Source organism: Oceanibaculum pacificum, from assembly GCF_001618175.1.
In the GTDB taxonomy this organism is placed as follows: domain Bacteria; phylum Pseudomonadota; class Alphaproteobacteria; order Oceanibaculales; family Oceanibaculaceae; genus Oceanibaculum; species Oceanibaculum pacificum.
Window position 1 is genome coordinate 1 of record NZ_LPXN01000135.1, and the last position, 20,951, is coordinate 20,951.

The window sequence follows — 20,951 nt, forward strand, 5'->3', positions numbered from 1 at the left end:
TAGTCGGAGCTGGGTGAGGGGAGATTATCGCCCCGAAAGGGAGGGGGCTTACAGCGCCGGCGGTTCCATGCCCACGGCGCGCAGCGCGGTGGCGAGGGCCTGTTTCAGGCGGGACAGGCCGGCTTCGTCGCCGGATTCACAGCGCGCCACCAGGACGTCCTGGGTGTTGGAGGCGCGCAGCAGCCACCAGCCGTCGGCGGTTTTCACGCGCACGCCGTCGACGGTGTTCACCTCCATGCCGGGCTGGCTTTTCAGCCACTCCTTCACCTCGTCGATGACCGCGAATTTGCGTTCCTCCGAGCAGGGGAAGCGCAGTTCCGGCGTGTTCACGGTTTCCGGCAGCGTATCGCGCAGCTCGGCCAGGGTCTTGTCGCCGGTGGCGATGATCTCGATCAGCCGGATCGCGGCATAGAGCGCGTCGTCGAAGCCGTAATAGCGGTCGGCGAAGAAGATGTGGCCGCTCATCTCGCCGGCCAGCGGGGAGCCGGTCTCCTTCATCTTGGTCTTGATCAGGGAATGGCCGGTGCGCCACATCAGCGGCACGCCGCCAGCCTTGGCGATCTCGTCATACAGCACCTGGCTCGCCTTCACATCGGCGATGATGGTCGCGCCCGGCCGCTCGGCCAGGACGGCGCGCGCCAGGATGACCATGAGCTGGTCGCCCCACAGGATGCGGCCCTGCCCGTCGACCACGCCGATCCGGTCGGCGTCGCCGTCGAGCGCTATGCCCAGATCGGCGTTGCGCTCCTTCACGGCCGCGATCATCTGTTCCAGATTTTCCGGCACGGTCGGGTCGGGGTGGTGGTTCGGGAAGGTGCCGTCGACATCCACATTCAGCAGGATGTGGTTGGAGGCCAGGCGCATGCCGATCTCGTTCACCATCGGGCCGCCGGAGCCATTGCCGCTGTCCCAGACGACCTTCAGCTGCCGCTCGCCCTTATAGTCGCGCATCAGGCGGCTGGCGTAATCGTCGATGATGTCGTGCTTGCTGACAGCGCCCTCGCCGCTGGTGAAGTCGCCGGCCGCGGCCACCTCGCCCAGACGCTGGATATCCGCGCCGAAGAACGGGCCGTGGCCCATCATCATCTTGAAGCCGTTGTAATCCGGCGGATTATGCGAGCCGGTCAGCATGATGCCGCCGTCGGTATGCAGATGATAGACGGCGAAATACAGCATCGGCGTGGGCCCCAGCCCGATGCGGTGCACGTCGACGCCGCTGGCGACCAGCCCCTCGACCAGCGCCTCTTCCATCATGGGAGAGCTGAGCCGGCCGTCATAGCCCACCGCGACCGACTTGCCGCCATTGCGCCGGACCATGGAGCCGAAGGCGCGGCCGATGGCGGTGGCGTCTGCGGGATGCAGGGTCTTGCCGACCACGCCGCGAATATCGTACTCGCGCAGGATCGTGGGGTCGAAGCGGTGTCCCTGGGTCTTTGCGGCGCCGTCCATGTTTCAGCTTCCCTTCGGTTATTCAGGGCCCGCGCGGCGGCCAGGCCGCCCGACGCAGACATACCGGAAGCCGGCTTGCGCCATCTCCTCCGGTTCGTAGATGTTGCGCAGGTCGATCATGACCGGCTGCTTCAACCGCTGCTTCATCCGATCAACGGAAAGGCCGCGGAACTCGTTCCACTCGGTCAGGATCGCCACCGCATCGGCATCCTGCATGGCATCATAGGCCCCTTCGCACCAGGTGACACCTGGCAGTAGCTTCTGGGCCTCATGCATGCCTGCCGGGTCGAAGGCGCGTATGGCGGCGCCGGCCGCCTGCAAGGCGGGGATGATGACCAGGCTGGGGGCGTCGCGCATGTCGTCAGTGTTCGGCTTGAAGGTGACGCCCAGCACGGCGATGGTCTTGCCCTGAACCGAGCCGCCGCAGAAATCGACGATCTTCTCGGCCATCTGCTCTTTCCGGCGGGCGTTGATGTCGACCACCGTCTCGACGATGCGCAGGGGGCTGCCGGTTTCCTGCGCGGTGCGCACCAGCGCCAGCGTGTCCTTGGGGAAGCAGGAGCCGCCATAGCCCGGGCCGGGATGCAGGAACTTGCGCCCGATGCGGCCGTCCAGCCCGATGCCCTTGGCGACGTCATGCACGTCGGCACCCAGCTTCTCGCACAGATCGGCGATCTCGTTGATGAAGGTGATCTTGGTGGCGAGAAAGGTGTTGGCCGCGTATTTGATCAGCTCGCTGGTCTCAAGCGAGGTCATGACGATGGGGGTCTCGATCAGGAACAGTGGCCGGTACAGGTCGCGCATGACCGACTGGGCGCGCTCGCTCTCCGCGCCGATCACCACGCGGTCGGGGCGCATGAAATCGCCGATGGCCGCACCCTCGCGCAGGAATTCCGGGTTGGAGGCGACATCGAATTCGGCATCCGGCCGGGTCTCGCGGATGATGCGCTCCACCTCGCGCCCGGTGCCGACCGGTACGGTGGATTTGGTGACCACCACCGTGTAGCCGTCCAGCGCCTCGGCGATCTCCTTCGCCGCCGCATAAACATAGGACAGGTCGGCATGGCCGTCGCCGCGCCGGCTGGGCGTGCCGACGGCGATAAACACCGCATCGGCCTTCGCCACCGCGCTTTTCAGGTCAGTGCCGAAACTGAGCCGCCCGGCTTTCACATTGCTGGCGACCAGCGTCTCCAGCCCTGGCTCATAGATCGGGATTTCGCCCTGCTTCAGCCGCTCGATCTTGCCGGCATCCTTGTCGACGCAGGCCACATCGAAGCCGAATTCGGCAAAACAGGCACCGGATACCAGACCGACATAGCCGGTGCCGATCATCGCCACGCGCATCGAACGCTCCGTCCGCTCCGTTAGGGTGCGGGGAGCTTACTGGTAATCCTTCAGAATGGCACGCAGCTCGTCGCCCAAATCGCCGCGCGCCAGCGCGAAAGCGATGTTGGCCTCCAGGAAGCCGATCTTGCTGCCGCAATCGAAGCGCTTGCCATCGAACCGCAGCCCGTGGAACGGGTGGTCGCCGATCATGTCGGCCATGGCGTCGGTGAGCTGGATTTCGCCGCCCGCGCCCTTCTGCCCCTTGGCCAGATGCTTGAATACGTCGGGTTGCAGGATGTACCGGCCGATCACCGCCAGCGTGGAGGGGGCTTTCTCCGGCGCGGGCTTCTCGACCAGTCCCTTCACCTCGACCAGCTTGCCGTCGGCGCTGGTGGCGCCGGGGGAGACCACGCCGTAGCTCTTGGTCTGCTCCTTCGGCACGTCCATGACCGCCAGCATGTTGCCGCCGGTCTCGTGATAGGCCTCGACCATCTGCGCCAGGCACGATTCGTCGGCCAGGATGAGATCGTCCGCCAGCAGCACGGCGACCGGCTCGTCATCATCGACCAGCGTGCGCGCGCACCAGACCGCATGGCCCAGGCCCATCGGCTCCTGCTGGCGCAGATAAGCGACCTGGCCGGGGCGCATCAGCATCTCGTCGAGAAGCTTCAGCTCCTTCTCCTTGCCACGGGTGCGCAGCGTGTCTTCCAGCTCGTAGGAATGATCGAAATGATCCTCAATGGCGCCCTTGCCGCGGCCGGTGACGAAGATGAATTCCTCGATGCCGGCGGCGCGCGCCTCATCGACCGCGTACTGGATCAGCGGACGGTCGACAACGGGCAGCATTTCCTTCGGCAGGGCCTTGGTCGCCGGCAGAAAGCGGGTTCCCAAGCCACCGACCGGGAAGATCGCCTTGCGCACGGGTTTTGCCATTGGGAGGGCTCCTGATTTTTCTTTTCGGGCGGGATGTTTTTCGAACGCCGACCGGGCGGAATTGTTCCGGCCTGGAATGATCTCTTAACCGCGAATTCGGGTGATTTGAGGGCAGGGGGATACCGCCGTCAAGCCATCGCCGCAGGAAGATGCCGCCATATGCTTCTACTTCCCGCCCAGCAGCATGTCCTTGGCGAGGTTGATCTGCGCGGCGAGGTAGGTGGAGCCGCCGCGATCCGGGTGATTGACCAGCATCAGCCGGCGGTGCGCCTCGCGGATGTCCTCCGGCGACGGGTCGGGGCCAAGGCCCAGAATGTCGAGCGCCTGCTGCCGGGTCATCGGGCCGCCATCGGCCGGGCGGTGCGGTTCGCCGCTCTCGGCGTCGCGCCAGTCGGGGCCGTGCATCTGGTCGAGATAGGCTTCCAGTATCTGCGCCGATTGCGCATCCTCGGCCCGGCATTGCGCCAGCAGGTCCAGCGTCTCCTCCTGCGTCAGCGTCTCCAGCGAGCGGTCCTTGTAGGCTCCCTCGCGCACATGGCCGGTCATCAGGCCGGTATCGTGGTCCAGGCGCATCGCGAGGAAGCGGGTGGATATCTCCGAGCTTTGTCCCTGGCTCGGTCCCTGGGCGGTCTTGGCGGCGTTGCGGATGTTCTGGTAGATCGCCCGCCAGCGCAGCACCAGCGGGGCCAGTGCCGCCCCCGTGGCCAGCAGATAGCCCAGTTGCCCACGCACCACCAGCAAGGCGAACAGGGCGACAAGCCCCGCGCCGCCGACCCATTTCAACACGCTGGCCAAGGCCTTGGGATCGGCATTGACATACCATTTTGCCGCCAGCAGAACGCCGATCAGCAGCGCCAATCCCAGAATCAGATAGGGCATCGACGTTAAGCCTTGCCCAGCCGGCTGGTCAGCAGCAGCGCGCCGCCGCCCTGGCGGCGGCCGTAATCCTCCAGCGCGCGGCGGCCGCCGGCGGCATAGACCGCGACGGCGGACAGCAGCTCGCGCAATTGCTGCGCGCTGTTGGCGTCGAACGGGCAATAGGCGCCCTTGGTCAGCCGGGCCACCTCGCGGAACGCCTTGGCGGCCAGCGGCTCTCCACCCTCATGGAAGATGAAGGCCGGCACGCCGCGCAGGCCCAGCTCGCCGGCGGCGTGGCAGACCGTGTCGATATCCTCCTCGAAGGCGTCGCCGACGAAGACCAGCGCCTGCACCGGCGTCGTCGCGCTCTCCGTCGCCGCGTGGCGCAGCAGCCGCTCGATCTGGGTCTGGCCGCCCCGGCAGGATACGGCGGTCATGCGGCGCAGCAGGGCGGCGCTGTCGGACAGCCAGCCGCTCGCGTCGAATTCCCGGAAGCCGCGGTAATAGGCGAGCTGGATGTCGAGCCCGCCCAGCGTCGCCGTTTCCCGGAACATCTCGCCCTGGATATGGCAGGCGGTATCCCAGCTCGGCTCGCGGCTGGCGGTGGCGTCCATGGCGAAGATCAGCCTGCCGCGCCGGCCGGTCGCCAGCGGACGCGGCGCCATGGCCACCTTGCGCAGGAAGGTGTCGACCTCGCTTTGCGGCGACACCGGTTTCGTGCCGTTCTTGGTCAGTTTCGAGTCCGACGCCATGCTGCTCCGCCAATTCCGGAAAAGGCCACGCCCATTATGTTGGCGATGAGCGGCGGAGTTCCAGCGCTTACGCGGCCGATTGCGCCTTCGGCTTGCGCTGCGGCAGGTTCAGCGCCTCGATCAGGTTGCGCACCTCCTGCCGGGCGGCGAGGTGGCTCATGCTGGCGCTCTCGCCGGATTCCAGCAAATCCAGCATGGTCAGGCCGCGTGGAAACAGCTCGCGATAGATCACCCGCTCGCTGAAGCCCGGCGCGATGCGAAAGCCGATGCGCCGCGCCAGGGCGGTCATCACATCGGCGATGTCCTGCTTGTTGCGGGCATTCAGGTTGGACAGGCGGTTGCGCATCACCACCCAGTCGATGGCGCCCCGGTCGCGCATCATGCGCGCCTTGCGCTGCTCGAACACCATCTCGCTATAGACCGACAGCTTCACGATGTCGCGGCCGCTGGAATCCACATTGGCCAGCATGTCGAGGTCGATATAGCTGTCGTTCAGCGGCGTCACCAGCGTGTTGGCGTGGGAATGCGCCAGCCGGCCGAGATAGGTGTTGGAGCCGGGTGTGTCGACCACCAGGAAGTCGCAGGCCGCCAGCAGCTCGCAGAACACCACCTCGAAGCGTTCGCGATCCTCCGCCTCCGCCTCGGCGCGCACCGGCGCTTCGCTCGGCTGCAGGAAGGCGTGGCGCGACAGGGGCAGGTTCTCGCCAGCCTCGACCGTGCGCTTGCGATTGTTCACATAGCGGGTCAGCGTGCCCTGGCGCGCGTCCAGATCCAGCGTGCCGACGCTGTAGCCGTCGCGCAGCAGCGACACGACGATATGCATCGCCGTGGTGGATTTGCCCGACCCGCCCTTCTCGTTGCCGATAACGATGATGTGGGCAGGCTGCGCCGGCGGCCAGGATGCCGCCGCGCCGGGCGTTAATGGCTGCACGATGCTCATCGCGCCTCAAGCTGTCGTTGCTGACCTGCCTTGGTCATACTGTGGGTTGTGGCTTCAGTAAAGCGCCGTGTGAAGGCAAGGTCCCGCCTCAAGCCGCCCGCAGCCACACCGCCGTATCGTGGAACACGGCGCCGCCCTTGGGGTAGCCGGGGTCGGCGCTGGTCAGCACATTGATGCCCATGCCTTCCTCGAAAGCGTCGTTCGGCCAGATGCCCTCGCAGATCACGGTGCCGAGATTCACCCCGGCGAAATCCCGGGCGTGCAGCACGACGCTGCCCTTGGCGTTGCCGATGCGCACGCGCTGGGCGTCGGCCAAGCCCAGGCGGGCCAGATCGTCCGGGTGCACCAGCAGCGTCGGGCGGCCCTCGCGCTTCTTGCTGCCGGGGGTCTCGGTGAAGCTGGTGTTCAGGTAGCTGCGCGAGGGGGCGGCGACCAGCCGGAACGGGCGCTCCGCGTCCCGCTTGTCGATCACGTCCAGATGGTCGGGCAATACCGGCATGATTGTGTGATCCTCGCCCAGCGCCTTCCAGTCCGGCTTGAACCGGAACTTGCCGTCCGGATAGCCAAATCCGTTCAGGAAATGCTGGCTGTCGAAATCGCCGATGGCGTCGTGCCAACGCTGCTTCCACACCGTCTCGGCATCCGGCCAGCCGGAGGATGTCAGCGTGGCGTCGATTATCTCCCAGGCGCTCATCGCGAAGGCCGGGTGCTCGGCCCCCAGCCGCTTCGCCAGTTCGCTCAGCACCCAGTGATTCTCCCGCGCCTCGGCATAGGGCTCGATCACCTTGCGGCCGATCTGGATGAAGGAATGGCCGCTGGCCTGGTAGATGTCGTCATGCTCCAGGAAGGTGGTGGCCGGGATGACGATATCGGCCAGTTTCGCCGTGTCGGTCATGAATTGCTCATGCACCGCGACGAACAGATCCTCGCGTCGGAAGCCCCGGTTCACCAGCAGGCTTTCCGGCGCGACCGTTGCCGGGTTGGTGTTCTGGATCAGCATGGCGGTGATCGGCGGGCCGCCGCGCAACGCCTGCGGATCGCCGGTGAGGATACGGCCGATCTGCGACTGGTCGAGCACGCGGACCGACGGGTCGATGCGGTCCAGCCCCTCGATCAGGTTCTTGTTCCAGCGATAGATCGCGCCCTGGCCGTACAGCGCGCCGCCACCCGGATGCCCCCAGGCCCCGGTGATCGCCGGCAGGCAGGAGACGGCATGCATCTGCGCCGCGCCATTGCGGCTGCGCGAGAAGCCGTAGCCGGCGCGGATATAGCTGCGCTTGGTCGCCCCGTAGAGTCGGGCGAAGGCCTCGATCTCCGCCGCCGGCACGCCGCAGATGGCCGCGGCCCATTCCGGCGTGCGGGTGGCCAGATGCGCTTCCAGCTCGGCCGGCGCGTCGGTATAGCGCGCCAGGTAATCGCGGTCGGCGAAGCCTTCGCGGAACAGCACATGCATGATCCCGCAGGCCAGCGCCCCGTCGGTGCCGGGGTTGACGCACAGGAATATATCCGCCTGCTCGGCCGTCGGCGTGCGGTAGGTGTCGATCACCGCCAGCTTCGCCCCGCGCTCCTTGCGCGCCTTGGCGATGTGGGTCATCACATTGACCTGGGTGTGGACCGGGTTGCCGCCCCACACCACGATCAGGTCACTCTGCCCCATCTCGCGCGAATCGGTGCCCCCCTTGCGGCCGGTGCCGGCGACCCAGCCGGTATCCGACAGGGTGACGCAGAAGGTGGAATGCTGCCCGGAATAGCCCATGACATGGCGCAGGCGGTTGATGCCGTCGCGCTGCACCAGCCCCATCGTGCCGGCGTAGTAATAGGGCCAGACGGCCTGCGTGCCGTCTTTCTGCGCCGCTGCGATGAACGCCCCGGCGATCTCGTCCAGCGCGTCGTCCCAGCCGATTTCCTGCCAGTCTCCGCCGCCTTTTTCGCCCTTGCGGCGCAGCGGCTTGGCCAGACGGTCTGGGTGATGCACGCGCTCGGCATATCTTGCGGTCTTGGCGCAGACGACGCCGGCGGTGTAGCTATTGTCGGCCGCACCCCGGACCCGGCCGATGGTGTGCGCGTCCAGGCGCTCCACCTCCAACGCGCAGGTGCTGGGGCAGTCGTGCGGACAGACCGAATGAACGATATCGAGCGGCATCGACAGTGATCCTTGTTTACAAGTTTGCGACTCTAGCGAAGGTGCTTCGGCACGGCAATTCCTCCCCCAGCATGTCAGGGCGTTCCCGATGAGCGATCATGTCGAATGCATCGTCGTTGGCGCTGGCGTCGTCGGCCTCGCCATCGCGCGGGAACTGGCGCTGGCCGGCCGCGAGGTGGTGGTGCTGGAAAAGACCGAGGCCATCGGCACCGAGACCAGCTCGCGCCATTCCGAGGTCATCCATGCCGGCATCTATTACGTGCCCGGTAGCCTGAAAGCCGAGCTGTGCGTGCGCGGCAAGCATCTGCTCTACGATTATATGGACAGCCGGGGCGTGCCGTTCAGCCGGCTCGGCAAGCTGATCGTCGCCACCTCGGACGACCAGATGGCGGCGCTGACCCAGATCAAAGAGCGCGCGGCGCTGAACGGCGTGCCCGATCTGGAGTGGCTGACGCCGGCGCAAGTGAAGCAGCTGGAGCCGGCGGTGGAGAGCGTCGGCGCGCTGATCTCGCCCTCGACCGGCATTCTCGATACCCATTCCTACATGCTGGCCTTACAGGGCGAGGCCGAGGATCACGGCGCGATGCTGGCCTTCCATACGCCGGTCGTCTCAGGCCGTGTCCGGGGAAATGGCGGCTTCGAGATCGAGACCGGCGGCGACAGCCCGATGAGCCTGTCCTGCGACATCCTGGTCAATGCCGCCGGACTCTACGCCCAGGCGCTGGGCCACGCGATTGAGGGCATCCCGGCGGAGACGGTACCGCCGGCCTATTTCTGCAAGGGTAATTACTACACGCTGTCGGGCGTGAAGACGCCGTTCAAGCGGCTGATCTATCCAGCGCCGGAGCAGGCCGGCCTGGGCGTGCATGTGACGCTCGATCTGGGCGGGCAATGCCGCTTCGGCCCGGATGTCGAGTGGATCGACGAAATCGGCTATGACGTCGATCCGGCGCGGGCGGAGAAATTCTACGCCGCCGTGCGCAAATACTGGCCGTGCCTGCCCGACGGCGCGCTGCAACCCGGCTATTCCGGCATCCGCCCGAAGATCCAGGCCCCCGGCGAGCCGGCCAAGGATTTCATGATCCAGGGCCCGGCCCATCACGGCATCGCCGGCCATGTCGCCCTCTACGGCATCGAATCCCCGGGCGTGACCTCGTCCCTCGCCATCGCCGAAAAGGTGCGCGGTCTGCTGGAGCTGTAAGTCGGCGCTTGACGCACCGGGTGCGTGTGCTTAGCTAATGAACATGACTAAGTCCACGACCATGAATGTGCATGACGCCAAAACGCATCTGTCGCGTCTGCTGGAGCGCGTCGAGGCGGGGGAGGATGTGGTGATCGCCCGCGCCGGCAAGCCGGTCGCGCGGCTGGTGCCGGTCGGGGACAGGCCGCAGCGCCGCCCCGGCCTTGCCAAGGGCCGCCTGACCGAGGCCTTTTTCGAGCCGCTGCCCGCCGATGAACTGGCGGCCTGGGAGAAATGAGGCTGCTGCTCGATACCCATGCGCTGCTCTGGTGGCTGTGGGACGATGCGAATCTGCCGGCCTCTGCCCGCGCGCTGATTGCCGATCCCGAGAACGAGATACTGGTCAGCGCTGCCTCGGCCTGGGAGATCGCCACCAAGGCGCGGCTGGGCAAACTGCCCGAGGCTGGTGACATTGCGGAACGCCTGTCGGCCTATGTGTCGCAGGCCGGCTTTGCGACACTTGAGATCGGCCTGGCGCACGCGCAGTCAGCCGGCGCTCTGCCCGGCCCGCACCGCGATCCCTTCGACCGCATGATGATCGCGCAGTCCCGGCTGGAAAGCCTGCCGGTCATGACCCGCGATCCGGTGTTCCGCGAATACGGCGCGGAGTGTCTCTGGTAGCCTAATTCCCCACAGCCGCTATCATCCTCCCCAACAACAAAAAACGGGAGGAAGCCACGCCATGCTGAAAGCGGCGGCGCGCTACGAGGAGGTCCTGGCCGCGTTTTCCTGGCAGGTGCCGCAGCGCTACAATATCGGAATCGATGTCTGCGACCGGCAGGATGCGGATGCGCTGGCGCTGATCCATGAACCCGAGGACGGGTCGGTTCGGCGCTACAGCTTTGGCGATATCGCCCGGCAGTCGAACCGGCTGGCGAATGCGCTGCTGGCGGGCGGGCTGCGCGCCGGCGACCGGGTCGGCATCCTGCTGCCGCAGCGGCCGGAGACGGCGATCGCCCATGTCGCCTGCTACAAGGCCGGGCTGATCGCCGTGCCGCTATTCACCTTGTTCGGGCCGGAAGCGCTGGAATATCGCCTCGGCAATGCCGGCTGCCGGGCGCTGGTGACGGATACGGAGCGGTTGCCGGTCATTGAGGAAATCCGCCCCAACCTGCCGGACCTGTCGCTGGTGCTGGCCGCCGATGCGGCGAAGGATGGCGGCTTTTTCCGCTCGCTCTCGACCGCGATGGAACAAGCCAGCGACCGCTTCACGCCCCTCGACAGTGCGGCCGACGATCCGGCGCTGATCATCTACACCTCGGGCACGACCGGCCAGCCGAAAGGGGCCTTGCATGCGCACCGGGTGTTGCTGGGCCATCTGCCGGGTGTGGAATTTCCCCAGGAATTCTTCCCGCAACCCGGCGATCTGTTCTGGACGCCGGCCGACTGGGCCTGGATCGGCGGGCTGATCGACGTGCTGCTGCCAAGCTGGCATCACGGCGTGCCGGTACTGTCCCACCGGATGCGGAAATTCGACCCGGAGCATGCCTTCCACCTGATCGCCAAGCATGGCGTGCGCAACGCCTTCTTGCCGCCGACCGCGCTGAAGCTGATGCGCCAGGTGGAGAATCCCAAGGGCCGCTGGGACTACGCCATGCGCTCCATCGGCTCCGGCGGCGAGACGCTGGGGGCGGAGCTGCTGGAATGGGGGCAGGAGACTTTTGGCCTCACCATCAATGAATTCTATGGCCAGACGGAATGCAATCTGGTGGTCGGCAATTGCGCCTCGATCCTGCCGGTCCGGCCAGGCGCGATGGGCAGGGCGGTGCCGGGTCACGATGTGCGGATCGTCGACGATTCGGGCAATATCCTGCCCGCCGGCAGCGTCGGCAATGTCGGCATCCGCAAGGGCGATCCCGTCATGTTCCTGGAATATTGGCGGAACCCGGAGGCGACGGCGGCCAAGTTCGCCGGCGATTTCCTGCTGACCGGCGACCAGGCGCGGCAGGATGGGGAGGGGTATTTCTGGTTCGTCGGCCGGGTCGACGACGTCATCACCTCATCGGGCTACCGGATCGGCCCGGCGGAGATCGAGGATTGCCTGCTGAAGCACCCGGCCATCGCCATGGCGGCCGTGATCGGCGTGCCGGACCCGTTGCGCACCGAGGCGGTGAAGGCTTTCCTGGTGGCGAAGCCGGGCGTGCCGGCTGACGCCGGCCTGGCAGCCGAGATACAACAATTTGTGAAAACCCGCCTTGCAGCGCACGAATATCCCCGCCACGTGGAATTCGTCGATACTCTCCCGATGACCGCGACCGGCAAGATCATGCGCCGGGAGCTCCGGGCCAAGGAAATCGAAAGGCAAGACCGATCATGAGCATAATCGTCGACTATTATTTCACGCCGCAAAGCCCCTGGGCCTATCTGGGTAGCAAGCGCTTCGCCGAGATCGTGAAGAAATACGATGCCGCGGTGGCGGTGAAGCCCATCGACCTTGGCAAGGCGTTCTCCGTCTCCGGCGGCCTGCCGCTGGCCAAGCGTCCGCCGCAGCGACAGGCCTATCGCCTGCAGGAGCTGGCGCGCTGGCGGAAGAAGCTGGACATGCCGCTCGTCACCCACCCGTCGCATTTCCCGTTGGATGCGAAGCCCTCCAGCCTGATGATCATCGCCGCGCGCATGGGCGGCCAGGATTCGCTGGCGCTGGCCAACGCCATCGGCGCTGCGCTGTGGGCAGAGGATCGCAATATCGGCGATTGGGGGGTACTGGTCGATGTCGCCGACAAGCTCGGCATGGACGGCAAGGGCCTGAAGCTGGCCGCCGAAACCAATTCCGAGGTCGAGCAGGATTACGAAATCGCCACCGATGAGGCGATCACCCGCGATGTGTTCGGCGCGCCGACCTACTATATCGACGGCGAGCTGTTCTGGGGCCAGGACCGGCTGGAATTCGTCGAGGATAAGCTGGCCGGCCGGTAAGCGCCTCCTGCTTTCTGTTGTGTCATGCCCGGATCAAGCCCGGGCATGACATGAAACTAGGAAGAGGCGTTAAGCGGTGCCTACGCCTCTTCCCGGCTGTGCGGCAGCACGGCGTTCAGCACCACGCCGACAATGGCGGCGAGCGCGGTGCCGGAAAGCTGGGCGACCGCGCCGACATGCACCACGGCCCCGCCGATGCCCAGCACCAGGATGATCGAGACGATCAGCAGGTTGCGCTTGTCGCCCAGATCGACCTTGCCTTCGATCAGCGTGCGCAGGCCCGACGCCGCGATGACCCCGAACAGCGCGATAGCGACGCCGCCGATCACCGGCACCGGGATCGATTGCAGGGCCACCCGGAAATCGCCCAGGAAGGCCAGCAGCAGCGCCAGCACGGCGGCGCCCCCGATGACATAGATCGAGAAGATGCGGGTGATTGCCAGCACGCCGACATTCTCGCCATAGGTGGTGTTCGGCGGGCCGCCCAGGAAAGCCGCCAGCATGGTGGCGAGGCCGTCGCCGGCGAGCGAACGGTGCAGGCCCGGATCGACCAGCGTGTTGCGACCGATGACGCGGCTGATGACCATCTGGTCGCCGATATGCTCGGCGATGGTCACCAGCGCCACCGGCACCAGCAGCAGCACGATCGCGCCGGCCTGCGCCCAGGGCAGATCGTAGGTCACGAAGGGAATGGCGAAGTTCGGCATCTCCACGAACGGGGCCGCGGCCAGCTTCGCGGCCATGCCGGCCTCGCCGCCCCAGGGCACCAGCCCGACGATGGCGGCGACGACGTAGCCGCCCAGCACCGCCAGCAGGATCGGCACCACGCTGAAAATGCCGCGCAGCACGATGGCGAACAGCAGCGCCAGGCCCAGCGTCGCGGCGGCCACCAGCAGATGCTGGCCGCTATAGACGCCGGTGCCCGGCTCGTTGAAGGCCATGTTCACCGCCACCGGGGCAAGGCCCAGGCCGATCACCACGATCACCGGCCCGGTCACCACCGGCGGCAGCAGCTTCAGCAGCCAGCCGACGCCGAAGCCCTTGATGCAGGCGGCGACCGCCAGATAGACCGCGCCGGCGAGGAACGCGCCCAGCATCGCCCCGGTCGGCCCCAGCGGTTGGCCATCCGGTCCCGGCAGGGCGGCGGCGGCCAGGATCGGTGCGATATAGGCGAAGGAGGAGCCGAGATAGGCCGGGTTCCGCCCCTTGGTCAGGAGGATGAACAGCAGCGTGCCGAGGCCGCTGGTCGCCAGCGCCACCGACGGGTCCAGCCCGGTCAGTAGCGGCACCAGCACGGTGGCGCCGAACATGGCGAACAAATGCTGCAGGCTCAGCAGCCCCCACAGGGCCGGGCTCGGCCGCTCATGCACGTCAAGAACGGCGGCTGTGGCGTCGGTCATTATCATGTCCCCCTCACGCGCTAAAACTGCGCGGTTATACGGGAAGGGCCCAGCGTTCGGAAGAGAGGAGAGGCCGCCGGGGGATCAAAATTATTTCAGTTTTGTTACAGAAATCGGACGCATACACTGCCCGTCTTGCCGGCCCCTCTCAGCCTGGGCGGCAAGCCCTTCTCCGCGCTGACGAACTCCGCTTATGACGGCTACCCATATCCTGATCACCTTGCTGGGCCAGGTCGCCCTGCTGCTCTGGGGCATCCATATGGTGCAGAGCGGCATTATGCGCGCCTATGGGGCGGGGCTGCGCCGCCTGCTCAGCAAGCGGCTCGGCAACCGATTCAGCGCCTTCCTGGCCGGCTTCGGCGTCACCGCGATCCTGCAGAGCAGCACCGCGACCGGGCTGATGGCGACCTCCTTCGCCGCCGGGCGGATCGTCGATCTGGTGCCGGCCCTGGCGATCATGCTGGGGGCCAATGTCGGCACCACGGTGATCGTGCAACTGCTGGCCTTCGACATGACGCTGCTGAGTCCGCTGCTGATCCTGGTCGGCGTCGTCGCCTTCAAGCGCGGCGGGCAGACCCGGATCCGCGATCTGGGGCGGGTGGCGGTCGGCCTCGGCCTGGTGCTGCTGTCGCTCAGCCTGCTGACCGAGACGGTGGTGCCGCACGAGATCGGCCCGCGAACCCGCGAGATGATCGACATCCTGACCGGCGATCCGTTGATCTGCGCGCTGGCCGCCGCCCTGTTCGCCTGGGGCGCGCATGCCAGCGTGGCGGTGGTGCTGCTGATCATGTCGCTGGCCGCCGGCGGCATCGTCGATGCGCCGACCGCGATGGCGCTGGTGGTGGGGGCGAATATCGGCACCGCGATGAACCCGCTGATGCAGTCGCTGGGCCGCGACCGCGCTGCGTTGCGCGTGCCGGTCGGCAATATGCTGACCCGGCTGGCCGGCGCCGCGCTGGTGCTGCCCTTGCTGCCCCTTCTCACCCAATGGCTGACGCCGCTGGGGGAGGGGGCGCGGGCGGCGGCGAATTTCCATACTGCCTTCAATCTGGCGCTGGCGCTGCTGTTCCTCCCGCTCCTGCCGTTGATGGCGATGCTGTTGCGCCGCCTGCTGCCGGAACGGGCGATGCCGGACGATCCCAGCGTGCCGCGCCACCTGGATGCGGGTGCTGTCTCCGTGCCCAGCATCGCGCTGGCCAATGCGGCGCGCGAATCGCTGCGCATGGCCGATGTGGTGGAGAAGATGCTGAGCGGGTCGCTGGAAGCCTTCGAGAGCGGAGACCGCAAGAAGGTTTCGGCGATCTGCGCCTCGGACGACATTCTCGATCGGCTGCACGGCGCGGTGAAGCACTACCTGATGCGGGTCAGCCGGGAGGCGCTGGACGAGGAGCACAGCCAGCGCCTGTCGGAAATTCTGGCCTTCGCCATCAATCTCGAACATATCGGCGACATCGTGGACAAGAATTTGATGGAGCTTGCGGACAAGAAGATACGTCGGCAGCTCAGCTTCTCCGACGAGGGCATGCGGGAAATCCGTGAGATGCACAACCGGCTGCTGAACCATCTGCAGCTTTCCATCGCCGTGTTCATGGCCGGGGATCTTGATTCCGCCCGCCGACTGGTGCAGGAGAAGGAGCAGTTCCGCGAGCTGGAGCGTATCGCCACCGAGCGCCATTTCGAACGGCTGCGCGAGGGCGTGCCGCAGACCATCGAGACGACGGAATTGCATCTCGACATCGTGCGCGACCTGAAGCGCATCGAATCGCATATCGCAGCCACCGCCTATCCGCTGCTGGAACAGTCCGGCGGGCTGCGCCGCAGCCGGCTGACCTGACGCGGAAAAAGACCGGGCAAGCACAAGTGTGTCGCCAGATGGCGATTCAATTGCTAATAATCGCTGCCCGTCTTCCACGGCAGGCGGGCCGGGGCGCAGCGCGTATTAACCCACGGGGCGCGGATATGCCGGAGTTTCTGCATAGCGACAGGCTAAGGCAGCTGCATGATTATTACGTCCGGCTGACCCGCCAGGCGAAGGGCTACCCGTCGCGTCTGGCGCTGGATCCCAGCGCCGTCAAAACCGCGCTGCCGATTGTCTATCTGTCGAATGTGACGCAGGTGGAGAACCAGGCCCGCTTTCCTTTTCGGCTCGTTGGTTCGCAGTTGGTGGAATTGTTCCGTCAGGATTCCACTGGCCGCTATATTCGCGACATGCAGCTTGGCGGCTGGGAACATCATATCCGCGACGCCCATCTGAGGGTGCTGGAGAGCGGAGCGCCGGTGCTGACGGTAAAGAAGATGACGCTGAACAATGGCCGCGAATATTTCGCCGAGCATCTGGCGATGCCGATGCGCCTGGATGACGAGCGGATCGGCCTGATCTTCGGCGGGCTGGAAATGGTGCGCATCGAGCAGCGCGTGTTGCGCATGGATCTGGAACAGATCGACTGGGCGCGCGACCTGCACGGCGTCGACGTGCTGGAGCGGCGCGAACTGAGCCCCGAGGAACCGGCGGAAGCCGTCTGATCGCAAGCGGTTATCGCAATTCTGTCCGGCGCGCGTCCTTTTCCCGACACAAAGCGAGCCTACATTACGTCTCAACAGACAAAAGATTGAGGAGAGACGGTAATGAAGATGTTGCCCGCCACATTCACCTTGTCCGCCGCGCTGGCGCTGGCCGCCCCGGCCCTGGCCGACAAGGCGCCGCCCGAGAAGGCCGTCTCCCTGTCCAAGGTTGTCGCCGAGGTCGAGCAGCGGCCGGATTTCCAGTTCATCAAGGATATCGACTGGGATAGCGACGGCTATTACGAGATCGAGTATCAGACCAAGAGCGGCGGCGAGGTCGGATTGAAGATCGATCCGCTCACCGGCGAGGTCCGTCGATAAGCGATTGTTGCGATCAAAAACGGGTCATAGAGTAGGGCGATAATCATAAAATGAGGATCGCCCTGCCATGCTTCCGTTCCGCAAACGGCCCTTCGGCCTGAGCTTTCTTTCCGCCCTTGTCGTCTCGCTGGTGCTGCTGGGTGCCGGCAATGCCGGTTTTGCCCAGACCGCCCCCGCCGTCAAAGCCCCGCAAATCGATAATCCGCAGCGGGTGCTGCTCGTCGGCAACAGCTATTTCTACTATAATGACAGTCTGCATAATCACCTGCGCCGCATGGTGATGGCGGCCGATCCGGCGGCGGAAAAGACGCTGGAATACAAATCCGCCACCATCGGCGGGGCCAGCCTGTCGCATCATAATATCGACTGGCTGACCAAGCCCGGCCAGATCGGCGTCAAGGAGCCGTTCGAGGTCGTCATCCTGCAGGGCCACAGCGCGGCCGCCCTGTCGGACAAGCGCCAGGCCTCCTTCCGCGAGACCGCCACCGAATTTGCCAAAATCATCGCCTCGCGCGGCGGCAAGACGGCGCTCTACATGACGCACGCCTATGTCGCGCCACATAAGCAGGCGAAGCCGGATAATATCGCCAAGACCGAGGCATTCTATCTCTCGGTCGGCAATGAGATCGGCGCGCTGGTCATCCCCGTCGGCCTGGCCTTCGATGCGGCCTATAAGCGCGATGCCGGCTTGAAGCTGCACAACGCCGAGGATCATAGCCACCCGTCGCTGCTGGGCACCTACCTGGCCGCCGCGACCACCTATGCCAGCCTCTACGGTAAGTCGCCGGTCGGCAACAGCTACGACGCCTACGGCGCCATCGACGCCAAGACCGTCCGGCTGCTGCAGGAGGTCGCGCAGGACACGGTGACGGAATTCTTCGGCCGCAAATAAGGGGCCGCAAATAAGCGAGAGTAGGAGAGAGCTGGTGCCGGCTGAGGGATTTGAACCCCCGACCTTCGGTTTACAAAACCGCTGCACTACCACTGTGCTAAGCCGGCCCGCTTTTTCAATGGCCCTGTCCTACTGCCTCGCAGGCCGAAGGTAAAGAGGCGAAGCGCGGCTTATGCGCCGGCCAGGCCGGTGTCGAGCAATTGCTGGTGCAGGTCCACCAGCCGGCGCTTCTTCTCGGCCTCGTCGTCGATGCCGGCAAGGAAGCTGGGCAGGAAATCCTCCTGCTTCATGTAGCGCTGCGCCAGCTCCCGCGCGCGGCGCAGGTCGGGGCCGTCGATCAGCGTGCCGCTGCGGCACAGGTCGAGCATCGCCAAAGCCTTGTCCGCGCTGGATTTGCCGCGCTTGACGACCTTGTCGAAGATGGCGCTTTCCTCGATCAGCCGGGCCTGCGCCTCTTCCAGCCGCAGCGCCAGCTTGCCGGCGAACACCTCGCTGAGGGGGGAGCGGCCGAGCATCTGATGCATCTCGGTCACCGCGCGCAGCCGGGTGACGACCGTGGCCTCCTTCGGCGCGGCATCCGACAGGATGGTGCGGTCCTGCAGCAGGTAGTCGATATATTTCTTCAGATAATCGAGATTCTGTTCGCCCACCGTGACGGCGTACAGCTCCAGGCAGCGCCGCAACCGGTCGGCCAGGCGCGGCGTGTTGCCCATGATCTGGTAGATCGTCTCGTCGTTGATCAACCGGGACATGCGCCTGGCCAGCGCGGCCTCCGTCGCCTCGCCGCCGATGAACTGGCCATGCTTGTCGCGCAGCTTCCGGGCCAGCTCCTGCAGCGCCGCCAGCTCGATATCCGGCGCGGTGCCGGTCAGCGGGTAGGTGCCGGTCACCGCGGCGACGATCTGGCCGCGCAGCGCCCCCCGGGTCGCCGGCAGCTTGTGCCGCGCCAGCAGGGCCGCCAGCTCCGCCGTCAGCGCCGGCTGGCCTTGCAGGATAGGCGCGTCTGGGGCCGGCGCGTTGGGGGCGGGCTTGATCTGCGCCAGGGCGTAAAGCAGGTCGATACGCGGGCCGACGGTCTTCTGCTGCTTGCCGACCAGGGCGTCCAGCCCGGCCGGCACGCGGGCGATCTCCGCCAGCGCCTTGTCCAGCGGCGGCTGATCAGCGGCCGCCACGTCGCCATTCAGCAGAGAGAGCAGCAGCGCGGCCTTGTCGGCCCAGCCCTTCTGCTCCAGCAAGGCCTGGGCGAGGTTCAGGTTCAGGCGGAATTCCCGCGCCGCGCGCTCGCCTGGCAGGGCGGCGAAGCCGGCGGGCGTCAGCGCCTCGGCCGGGGCCTCGGCGACCGCCTTCAGCACACGGTCGCGCACCGCGTCGCACAGCGCATACAGCTCCTTGATGCGGCCGGCGACGTCGCGGTTCTTATTGCCGGAAACCTGGGCGATGGCGATCTTCTGCACGGCGCCGGCATAGGCGGTGCCGGTATCGGCCAGCTTGCGCTGCAACTCGGCGCTGAACAGCAATTCGGTCGGCGTCGCGCGCATGGTTTCCAGGAACGACCGGCAGCTCCGCCCGATCAGCTCGCGGGCGTGCTGGCCGTGCAAATCGTCCGGGGCTGCGCAAAGGGCGGATTTCGCCAATTGCTCGTCGGTTTGGGGCGCATCGGTCATCGAACGGGCTGATACCGGTTCTTATGTGTCGTTGCCCCCTGTTTAACAGACAACGGGGAGGTTCCGCTACGCGCGGTTTGATTTGGTCGGAATCAGGAATCGCGACGCCGCGCCATGTCGTACAGCGCGATGGCGGTGGCGTTGGAGACGTTCAGACTGGCGATCGGGCCGGCGGTCGGCAGTCGCGCCAGCGCATCGCAGCGCTCGCGCGTCAGCCGGCGCAGGCCGGGGCCCTCGGCGCCCATCACCAGGGCGACGCGGTTGCCGGGCTCGATCTGCTGCAGGGCGGCCGGGGCCTCCGAATCGAAGCCGATGCAGAACAGCCCGGCCGCCTTCATCTGGTCCAGCGCGCGGGCCAGATTGGTGACCCGCACGATCGGCACCAGATCGAGCGCGCCCGAGGCCGATTTCGCCAGCGTGCCGGTCGCCGCCGGGCTGTGACGGTCCTGCACGACCAGGCCGGCGGCCCCGAAGGCTGCGGCGGAGCGCAGGATGGCGCCGACATTATGCGGGTCCGTCACCTGGTCCAGCACCACCAGCAACAGCGGATCGGCGGGGCCGACGGCCTCGACAATGTCGCCGAGGTCGAGGTCGGCCAGCGGCTCGACCTGGAGCGCCAGGCCCTGATGCACGGCATCGGGAAACAGCGAATCGATCTGCGCGCGCTCGACGATATCGACCGGCAGGCCGGCGGGCAGCGCGCCCATGGTCTCGCGCGCCTGGGCCGTCATCAGCAGGCGCTTGGCCTTGCGGCGCGGATTGTCGAGGGCGGCGCGCACCGCATGCACGCCCCAGACGAAGCGTGCCGGATCGCCGGTGCCGCGCATCGCCCCGCGTGCGCCCCGGCCCGGCCCGTCGCCCCGCCCGTCGCCCCGCCCGTCGGCCCGTCCATCGCCCCGTCCATCACCACGATCGGGCGAGTCGGGGCGACGGGCCGGGGCGGGGCCGCGGTGCGGTTGGGCGGGGCGGGCGTCGCGGCCCGGACGATTGCGCTTGCTGCTCATCGCCCCTTAATATGAGCAGTCGCGACGGGCGGCAAGGACGATCCCGGCCCTTTCGCCTGTGATATGCGATGGGTGGCGTTTTCGCATTGACAAGCTGGCCTGTTTCTCCATATTTCGCACTCCCGCAGCGCCGGGGTACGAAGGCGACGCCAGACGATTGCCTGTCGTTGGGCGGAGGGGTGGCCGAGTGGTTAAAGGCAGCAGACTGTAAATCTGCCCGCATAGCGTACGCAGGTTCGAATCCTGCCCCCTCCACCACCATCGTACGAATGCGTGTTTCCGGCGGCCGGGCCGTTGGAAAGAATGAGGTGTGTCCGATGGGGTCATGCCGGCCGAGGAACCGGCCAGTATGGCGCCGGCGGGTGCAGAGGATCGTTGGGCGGGTGTAGCTCAATGGTAGAGCCCCAGCCTTCCAAGCTGGTTGTGGGGGTTCGATTCCCCTCACCCGCTCCAGTTCCGCGTCCGGCGGCCAGCCTGCTGTTGGTTGAGCCCGGTTTTTTGGTTGAACTTTGAAACAGGAAGCGTGGCACGATGGCCAAAGCGAAATTTGA

19 protein-coding genes and 3 tRNA genes are annotated in these 20,951 nt (G+C 66.4%); 11 read left to right on the forward strand and 11 right to left on the reverse strand.

Going from position 1 to position 20,951, the window contains the following annotated elements; translation table 11 throughout:
• Positions 1 to 48: 48 nt before the first annotated feature.
• From pgmG to AUP43_RS14200, 7 genes are all read right to left on the reverse strand, one after another.
• Positions 49 to 1,449: a phosphoglucomutase/phosphomannomutase PgmG gene (gene pgmG, locus AUP43_RS14170; protein ID WP_067558399.1), complete on the reverse strand. Its 1,401-nt coding sequence runs from the start codon at positions 1,447 to 1,449 to the stop codon at positions 49 to 51.
• An 18-nt stretch (positions 1,450 to 1,467) separates the two neighbouring features.
• Positions 1,468 to 2,793 (reverse strand): UDP-glucose dehydrogenase family protein, encoded by a 1,326-nt coding sequence (locus tag AUP43_RS14175; protein ID WP_067558402.1) that lies wholly within the window; start codon positions 2,791 to 2,793, stop codon positions 1,468 to 1,470.
• A gap of 36 nt (positions 2,794 to 2,829) precedes the next feature.
• Positions 2,830 to 3,708: a UTP--glucose-1-phosphate uridylyltransferase GalU gene (gene galU / locus AUP43_RS14180; RefSeq protein WP_067558405.1), complete on the reverse strand. Its 879-nt coding sequence runs from the start codon at positions 3,706 to 3,708 to the stop codon at positions 2,830 to 2,832.
• Positions 3,709 to 3,873: 165 nt separating this feature from the next.
• The gene (locus tag AUP43_RS14185) at positions 3,874 to 4,587 is read right to left on the reverse strand and encodes a J domain-containing protein (protein WP_067558408.1); all 714 of its coding nucleotides are present in this window, start codon (positions 4,585 to 4,587) and stop codon (positions 3,874 to 3,876) included.
• A 5-nt stretch (positions 4,588 to 4,592) separates the two neighbouring features.
• On the reverse strand, positions 4,593 to 5,318 hold the full coding sequence (locus tag AUP43_RS14190) for a hypothetical protein (protein ID WP_067558411.1): 726 nt from the start codon (positions 5,316 to 5,318) through the stop codon (positions 4,593 to 4,595).
• A gap of 67 nt (positions 5,319 to 5,385) precedes the next feature.
• On the reverse strand, positions 5,386 to 6,258 hold the full coding sequence (locus AUP43_RS14195) for a division plane positioning ATPase MipZ (protein WP_067558414.1): 873 nt from the start codon (positions 6,256 to 6,258) through the stop codon (positions 5,386 to 5,388).
• Positions 6,259 to 6,346: 88 nt separating this feature from the next.
• On the reverse strand, positions 6,347 to 8,401 hold the full coding sequence (locus AUP43_RS14200) for a molybdopterin-dependent oxidoreductase (protein ID WP_067558417.1): 2,055 nt from the start codon (positions 8,399 to 8,401) through the stop codon (positions 6,347 to 6,349).
• Positions 8,402 to 8,489: 88 nt separating this feature from the next.
• On the opposite strand from AUP43_RS14200, the gene AUP43_RS14205 reads away from it, so the two are divergent.
• The 5 genes from AUP43_RS14205 (at position 8,490) to AUP43_RS14225 (ending at position 12,557) form a co-directional block, all read left to right on the forward strand.
• Positions 8,490 to 9,602 carry an NAD(P)/FAD-dependent oxidoreductase gene (locus AUP43_RS14205; RefSeq protein ID WP_067558420.1) on the forward strand — a complete coding sequence of 371 codons (1,113 nt, stop codon included), beginning with the start codon at positions 8,490 to 8,492 and terminating at the stop codon, positions 9,600 to 9,602.
• Between the two features lie 43 nt (positions 9,603 to 9,645).
• A complete protein-coding gene (locus AUP43_RS14210) occupies positions 9,646 to 9,879 on the forward strand; it encodes a type II toxin-antitoxin system Phd/YefM family antitoxin (protein WP_067558444.1) in 234 nt (77 codons plus the stop codon).
• The gene (locus AUP43_RS14215; protein WP_067558423.1) at positions 9,876 to 10,262 is read left to right on the forward strand and encodes a type II toxin-antitoxin system VapC family toxin; all 387 of its coding nucleotides are present in this window, start codon (positions 9,876 to 9,878) and stop codon (positions 10,260 to 10,262) included. The genes AUP43_RS14210 and AUP43_RS14215 overlap by 4 nt, the downstream gene beginning before the upstream one ends.
• Before the next feature lie 61 nt (positions 10,263 to 10,323).
• Complete coding sequence (locus AUP43_RS14220; protein ID WP_067558425.1) at positions 10,324 to 11,958, forward strand: acyl-CoA synthetase; 1,635 nt, start codon at positions 10,324 to 10,326, stop codon at positions 11,956 to 11,958.
• Positions 11,955 to 12,557, forward strand: a complete 603-nt coding sequence (locus AUP43_RS14225) for a 2-hydroxychromene-2-carboxylate isomerase (RefSeq protein WP_067558428.1) — start codon at positions 11,955 to 11,957, stop codon at positions 12,555 to 12,557. Before AUP43_RS14220 ends, AUP43_RS14225 begins: the two co-directional genes overlap by 4 nt.
• 80 nt (positions 12,558 to 12,637) lie before the next feature.
• Here the strand turns inward: AUP43_RS14225 and AUP43_RS14230 are convergent, their stop codons facing one another.
• Positions 12,638 to 13,957, reverse strand: coding sequence for a solute carrier family 23 protein (locus AUP43_RS14230; RefSeq protein WP_067558447.1), 1,320 nt, complete (start codon positions 13,955 to 13,957; stop codon positions 12,638 to 12,640).
• A 193-nt stretch (positions 13,958 to 14,150) separates the two neighbouring features.
• On the opposite strand from AUP43_RS14230, the gene AUP43_RS14235 reads away from it, so the two are divergent.
• The 4 genes from AUP43_RS14235 (at position 14,151) to AUP43_RS14250 (ending at position 17,732) form a co-directional block, all read left to right on the forward strand.
• Positions 14,151 to 15,791, forward strand: coding sequence for a Na/Pi cotransporter family protein (locus AUP43_RS14235; protein WP_067558429.1), 1,641 nt, complete (start codon positions 14,151 to 14,153; stop codon positions 15,789 to 15,791).
• Positions 15,792 to 15,916: 125 nt separating this feature from the next.
• Positions 15,917 to 16,480, forward strand: coding sequence for a PAS domain-containing protein (locus AUP43_RS14240; protein ID WP_067558432.1), 564 nt, complete (start codon positions 15,917 to 15,919; stop codon positions 16,478 to 16,480).
• A gap of 102 nt (positions 16,481 to 16,582) precedes the next feature.
• The gene (locus AUP43_RS14245) at positions 16,583 to 16,840 is read left to right on the forward strand and encodes a PepSY domain-containing protein (RefSeq protein WP_232315181.1); all 258 of its coding nucleotides are present in this window, start codon (positions 16,583 to 16,585) and stop codon (positions 16,838 to 16,840) included.
• Positions 16,841 to 16,907: 67 nt separating this feature from the next.
• Positions 16,908 to 17,732 (forward strand): DUF4886 domain-containing protein, encoded by an 825-nt coding sequence (locus AUP43_RS14250; RefSeq protein ID WP_067558435.1) that lies wholly within the window; start codon positions 16,908 to 16,910, stop codon positions 17,730 to 17,732.
• Between the two features lie 32 nt (positions 17,733 to 17,764).
• On the opposite strand, the gene AUP43_RS14255 is transcribed toward AUP43_RS14250, so the two are convergent.
• From AUP43_RS14255 to rlmB, 3 genes are all read right to left on the reverse strand, one after another.
• Positions 17,765 to 17,839, reverse strand: a tRNA-Thr gene (locus AUP43_RS14255).
• Positions 17,840 to 17,902: 63 nt separating this feature from the next.
• The gene (locus AUP43_RS14260; protein ID WP_067558438.1) at positions 17,903 to 19,396 is read right to left on the reverse strand and encodes a hypothetical protein; all 1,494 of its coding nucleotides are present in this window, start codon (positions 19,394 to 19,396) and stop codon (positions 17,903 to 17,905) included.
• A gap of 92 nt (positions 19,397 to 19,488) precedes the next feature.
• Positions 19,489 to 20,400 (reverse strand): 23S rRNA (guanosine(2251)-2'-O)-methyltransferase RlmB, encoded by a 912-nt coding sequence (gene rlmB / locus AUP43_RS14265; protein ID WP_067558440.1) that lies wholly within the window; start codon positions 20,398 to 20,400, stop codon positions 19,489 to 19,491.
• A 173-nt stretch (positions 20,401 to 20,573) separates the two neighbouring features.
• Between rlmB and AUP43_RS14270 the strand changes: the two genes are divergently transcribed.
• Both AUP43_RS14270 and AUP43_RS14275 read left to right on the forward strand, forming a co-directional pair.
• A tRNA-Tyr gene (locus tag AUP43_RS14270) sits at positions 20,574 to 20,658 on the forward strand.
• Positions 20,659 to 20,779: 121 nt separating this feature from the next.
• Positions 20,780 to 20,853, forward strand: a tRNA-Gly gene (locus AUP43_RS14275).
• The last annotated feature ends 98 nt before the right edge of the window (positions 20,854 to 20,951 follow it).